Raw genomic sequence first — 5,793 nt, 5'->3', positions numbered from 1 at the left:
ATAAGCTCAACCATCGCCCTCGAAAAACACTCAATTTTAAAACACCTCATGAGGTCTTTTTTCCTGAACAAGAGAGGGATGCCGCATGATTACTAGAATTGCACTTCGGAGTTGAATCCGCCTGGCCTTTCAACATGGGAAAATGTCGGGCAAGGAAAAGATGTTGCGCGACCTCCCGGCTATTGTCGGTCAATTCTGGGAGTAGTATGTGATACGGGTAGGCTGGGTTGAATGCAATGAAACCCAGCATTGGCGGCATCGAAAGTTGGGTTTCGCGTTGCTCAACCCAGCCTACGGCCCTAGAATGGGCAGGCGGTTTTGCCCGCCTTTTACGTTGCCGGATTGTTCCTCGTTGATATTTCCCGGTCAGCTTATGCGGGTTCACCGCCGGAGGCCAATTCAGCCGTACCGGCGCATCCGGCCCAATCCAGCGGATAAATGCCTCTTGCAACATCGCGGTGAAAAGTGGAAAACGGCCAGTCTTGTACGCGGGACACCAAACCGTGTTTAAGCGGATTAATGGCAATGTAATCCCTATGGCGGGCATAATCCGATTCGCTGTTGATGCAGTGTTCCCAATAGCGCCGTTGCCAAAAAGTCGATTCGCGATGTTTGCTTTTGGATGCCGTCATCCAGTCGGTTCGATGGTAGAGCCCAGCGCAGGCCAAGGAAACCCTGCGTTTAATAGAACTCCAACGAAGCGCACAATCGGCGTCGCCCGGCGGCAAAGTCCAAATCGTATGTAAATGATCGGGCAACAATACCCAAGCGTCTATAGTAAACGGATGGCGCGATTGCACCGTTTTAACGGCATCGCGTAACGCCGACCGTACCGGGTCGTCGCAAAGAATCGGGCGGCGGCGATACGTAACCACCGTAAAAAAATAAGTCGCGCCCGGAATATAGGCGCGCCGATAATGTGACATAACAAAAAATAGAAAGTGAACAGCATATCAAGTGTAGGGTGGGCAGGCTGTTTTGCCCACCTTTTACATTACCGGCTTCGTTTTGCGTGGGCACGAAAAGCATGTGCCCACCCTACCGGGCTAACGTAAAGCTCAGCTGCGTAGCGTCAGCGGAGTCGGCTGGAGTGTTGGGTTAGGCTCGGACTTCATTGTAATAAAAGCATGGGCTGGTTTTCCCTTTTTCAAATCAAACGAGCGATGCGCCTCCTAATATCGGCGCATCCTATTGGCGTACCTTATGGCCTTGACTGGTGTGTTATCCAAAAACAGGGTTAATCTGCGCCAGCACCCAAGTGAAGCCGCCGCCAGCGAGGTTCACATATTGGGTTTGCCCGCTGAAGGCAATAATGGTTTTCCCGGCGGGCGCTGTAACCTGATGCATTTGCGGGTTGGATACTGAAGGGTTTACCGCAGCCGGATAGCTGGTGCCGTTAATGGTGATCTGCGCAATAACCTGCTGTCCGTACCAGTTGCCGGTAACGTAACTGAAAGCCGTGAGGCCATTTGTGAGGTTGATCGGATTGTTCCCATTGCCACCATCACCGCCGTGCTGCAATAGTTGTACCACATACGAGCCATCGCTGCTGGCATTGGTACATTGGATAGCATCCACGATATCGCCGCTGCGGATAACGATACTTTGGATAAGCGTTGGCGTGGTTTGCACATTCAAGATGGCTCCATCGTTGAACGGAACCACATTCGGTTGGCCGGACATGTATTGTCGCAGCAATAGTTGCTGACTTTGCTCGAAAGGCCAGTTGGAAGAATCAAGCCGCCAACTGATCATGGAATGGTAGGGGTATTGCTGGCCATTGTATTGAATCCCGGCCGTGTATTGCTGATAGGCATCAAGCGCAGTTACCCCACTTTCAAAATAGGCGGCGAATCCCAACAGATCAGCATTGATGCCGTGTGCAATAAATACGCTCGGATCGGGAACCCAGTAACTTTGCAAATTGACCACATCCACATTGGCATTCACAGCATCCGCATTCAGGTTATCGACACTCTGCTGGCCCTGATTTGAACTCGGCGAAACGGCCAGATAATACGTGTCCCCGAAAGCCTTGCCCAGTGCGTTGAGCCAAGCGGCAGATTGCTGCGAAGTGAGGTTGCTGGTAGGAATTTCCCAGTCAATGTCGAAACCATTGAGGCCGTTGTTACCCAGAAAGTTGGCCACATTGTTCGCAAAGGTAGCCAGCAGGGTGGGATCGGCGATGATCGTTTGCAGATCGGTGGTGATTTGACTGCTATAGGCCAGCAAAGCAAATATGATGATGTCCGGGTTTTGTGCACGGGCATCTGCCACCTGTTGGGCGAGATACGTGTTACTCGTGCTCAGGGTAGGACTGGTCGGGTTGCTCATATCCACACCAAACCAGCCGATGCTGAGGTAATCGAGGGTGCCGTAAATCCCGTTGAGTTTAATGGAACTGAAATTGCTGTTGGGTGAGCTGTAGGTAGCTCCTGTAGGATGCAATTCACTAGTCAGCCAGGCACCAATGGCACCGGTAAAGTTTGCTCTTTTTTTCATTGGAGTGTCCTTTAGGATTTTAAATCAAGAGTTGAACGAAGTCGCTACTCGCCAGGAACGCGATCCGGGCTGAGGAACAAAAACTTATTAAGTCATTTTAGTTCTCCTCAATAGTTATATTGGTCATACAAAGTCTAACGTTACGGTAAGGGGCGCGCCGCTCACTGAGCTTAAACGAAGCCGCCGAACCTTGATAAAAAACAGAACTACAAAACCGCCAACGGGCGGCGCGTCCCTTTGACCGACTTGTTAGGCCGAGCCGTACAACCATAGCCCAATCACTACCGAACCAATAGGTTTGGCCTTGCCCCGATATACGGCAAACACCCGGCCCACTCTGAGACGGCAGAACGCTAGTAGTGAACTGGTTTCCAGCGTTTACCTTCTTTCTTTCTCGTCTCATCTGCATCGAGACCACTCGACAGGTAGTATAGGAGCGCCTCCGCACCGCTGTCAGCAACGATTACGTTCCAATATGACGTGGTTGCGTTTTCATAGTGTAACTCGACGCTGTTCATGACTTTACAAAGCGACTCAAGAGCTGCTTCGACGTCAGCGCGGCTGGCTCGTGCCAGAGGATAGAGTTGTGGCACAAGTACTTGAGCTAAGTCTCTGTGCGCGAGACGGCGATTGCGCCAGTCGCGCGCAAACCCTGTGTTTCGAACAGCCTCTTCAACTTCAAGTTTCACTCTCGCGGCTAGGGTCGAATCTGTAACGAGTGGTATGAGCCGACGGATTGTAAGATTATCCTTGCCAACAGACTGCGGCGGATCAGTTAGGCGACAAAGATGCAGGAGTGTGTCATGCCAAACGGCCTGTTCGTAGCGTGCGAAGAATCTCGGAGCTGTTGCGTTTAAAAGGGCAATATGCTTTTCGCTTGCAGCAAACAGCCGCTTGAACTCCTTCCAATTGAGATGAAGCCACGTAAGGTCTTGGCCGAGTTGGAAGTGCAAATCAGCCAGATCACCCGGCATTTTCTGTCGCTTTGCAGCGAGCAAATCGACAGCAGTGTGAGCTTCGTCCATTGGATTCTCCCTTGTCTAACGTAGAAGTGAGGGGCTGCGCCGCTTTTGCGCAGTCCCTCTCGACTGCCGGGTTAGCTGGTCTCACAGAATGGCCAGAACACCAACTACATTCTTGACTAGCTTTTCTACTTTACCTATGGCCTCCGCAGCTTTATTGATTGTCTCAGCAACCTTATCAAGGCTTTGTTTCGCCTCAATAGCTTTTGCCGTTAGAGACTTGAGTGATTCAATAGCTTCTGCAAACTCGGGGGTGCCTGAATCCAGTGTTGCAACGATTACCCTATCAAGCCTTTGAAAAAGCTCCCTTATTTTTATTCTTATTTCAAACTTTTGATTCTCGTCATTACAAACTTCAAGTAGTTTATTCATCTCGTTAATGGCATTAACGAGATTTACGCGGATGGTTTCGTTCGGCATTTAAAGTTCCTTAGATTCAGATTGTGTCAGGCTGGTAAATTTACTTGTCTTCGCAACTCAGAATTCCCTTGTCATTCTTGGCTATCTTCTTGCAACTGAGAAGGAGCGCCTCAAAATCGCCATAGTTTTTTTCCAAGTCTTTTAGTCTTCCAATCGTCGAGGTTATGGCAGCACTTGTGAATCTGCCTTCTTTAAGCTCGTTCGCAAGTGTTGCATGAGATTCCTTTACGGCGGCAACGGCCTTTTGGGTTTGCTGAATAAGGAGCTTTGAATTAGAAACGCCCTGCTGCAAGGAATACAAGCGTTTTATTTCTGTGCGTCTTTCGTCAAGGGGCATTGCGGTTTTGACTCGTGATTTATAATCAATTAACTCTTCCGATAGGATGTATTGTCTGGAAGTTGCAATTGCATCTTCAATACCCGCCAACTTAAGTTGTTCGATAATTACGTCACAAATAAGACTTACCTTGGGGTCTGCCTCAGTCACAATTCCCTTGATTGCCTCCCTTCGTTTTTCTTCGACGATACTACTGCCGATTGCGGCGATCAGAGTAGAAAAGCTTGCAAGCTTGCTTGTGTCAAAAAGATCTTTATCAGTTTCCTTGATAGTTTTGTACTGGTCGTTGAGACTTGAAATTGATCCATAAAGATTGGCGGCAGCCAAATCTATATCAACTCTGCTGCCAGCACTTGCAAGGTCACTCAGGGCTTTTGAGTAAGAGCCAAGTGCTCTATTGGCCTTATATATTGCAAAGTTCTTTTTTTGCTCGGGGCCTATTGGTTTATCAATCTTTCCTAATTCATCACTTGTCAAAAGGCTAGATTTGTCTCCGTTGTATGTGGCTGCATAGTCTGTAAATTTTCGATCTAACGCAGCGTTGTTGTATTCATCAATGACAGAATCAATTTTTCCAGCAATAGCACTGGCTGAGTTGCCAAACGCAGATATTTGCGTTGTTGGTGTTGAAGCACACCCAGCCAGAAAAAGTGCGCCCGCCAAATAAACTAATTTCATTTTCATGCTCCTTTGGGTTAAAAACTTATAGCTTACCCTCTCATCATGAACAAGATGGCGGGTACTGATTGACAGCTAACGTTTTGAGTTGAGCGTCGCGATGCGCGCTTTTTGCGCATCGTGTACGCTCTAACGACGCGTTAGCCGATATTTATACTGCACAGTTGTTAATCGTTGGGACGAAAGTGGGGGTGTGTTGACTTTAGAAAGTGATACCCTCGCCCCGTCGTATCAACGCAGTTATACGACGGGGCGAGGGTATCACTTTTAAGAAGAAACAACAACATAAAACCTCTTTTGTTTCAATCGATTAACGTATCTATGGGGTATAAATGTTGGCTAACGTAATATATACGACACCATTTGTCGTATAAAAAAATCGTATTGTCGTATAATCATTTTTGATTAAAGTTATCTTATTGTTTTCAATGATTAGATTGTAAGGTAAGGCGACATATCATGCAAACAAATACGACATCAGCGCAATCCACTTCTTCCACCATTTGCAGTTTTCAGTATTTCATTAGCACCGGAAACGGGTGCGGTACTCCCAGCTTGGCTTTGTGCTTCTCTATTAACTTCGTTATCTAAAATCAGCGTTCCCCGGAAAATTCGGTTGAGCATTTCAATTGGGCTGTCTTATTTTCGTTGCAACAAAGATAAGACCGGATAATGGCTCGCTAACGATCGGACGAACGCGGTTACAGGGTGTTGCGGCAATCCTTCATTAGTGCTCTAATCCTTACCATTTGAAATTGTTTGTAACTACCCGGCAAAAAATAGGACGCTGATTGATATGATGGGATTTCTGAAATTGTCTGACCGAGGCGACGA

5 protein-coding genes are annotated in these 5,793 nt (G+C 47.9%); all 5 read right to left on the bottom strand.

Translation table 11 applies throughout. The features are described from left to right. Positions 1–371 precede the first annotated feature (371 nt). The 5 genes from B0F88_RS11520 to B0F88_RS11500 all read right to left on the bottom strand — a co-directional run bounded on the left by B0F88_RS11520 (position 372) and on the right by B0F88_RS11500 (position 4,959). Positions 372–926, bottom strand: a complete 555-nt coding sequence (locus B0F88_RS11520) for an REP-associated tyrosine transposase (protein ID WP_104424076.1) — start codon at positions 924–926, stop codon at positions 372–374. Between the two features lie 295 nt (positions 927–1,221). After that, a complete protein-coding gene (locus B0F88_RS11515; protein ID WP_104424075.1) occupies positions 1,222–2,502 on the bottom strand; it encodes a glycosyl hydrolase family 18 protein in 1,281 nt (426 codons plus the stop codon). Between the two features lie 353 nt (positions 2,503–2,855). Further along, positions 2,856–3,527 carry an AbiU2 domain-containing protein gene (locus tag B0F88_RS11510; protein ID WP_104424074.1) on the bottom strand — a complete coding sequence of 224 codons (672 nt, stop codon included), beginning with the start codon at positions 3,525–3,527 and terminating at the stop codon, positions 2,856–2,858. Positions 3,528–3,608: 81 nt separating this feature from the next. Then, complete coding sequence (locus tag B0F88_RS11505; RefSeq protein ID WP_104424073.1) at positions 3,609–3,944, bottom strand: hypothetical protein; 336 nt, start codon at positions 3,942–3,944, stop codon at positions 3,609–3,611. A gap of 40 nt (positions 3,945–3,984) precedes the next feature. Continuing rightward, positions 3,985–4,959, bottom strand: a complete 975-nt coding sequence (locus B0F88_RS11500; protein ID WP_104424072.1) for a hypothetical protein — start codon at positions 4,957–4,959, stop codon at positions 3,985–3,987. Positions 4,960–5,793 lie beyond the last annotated feature (834 nt).

It is taken from the genome of Methylobacter tundripaludum (assembly GCF_002934365.1).
GTDB classification, from domain to species: Bacteria; Pseudomonadota; Gammaproteobacteria; order Methylococcales; family Methylomonadaceae; genus Methylobacter_A; species Methylobacter_A tundripaludum_A.
This window is presented reverse-complemented; position numbering and strand designations above follow the sequence as displayed.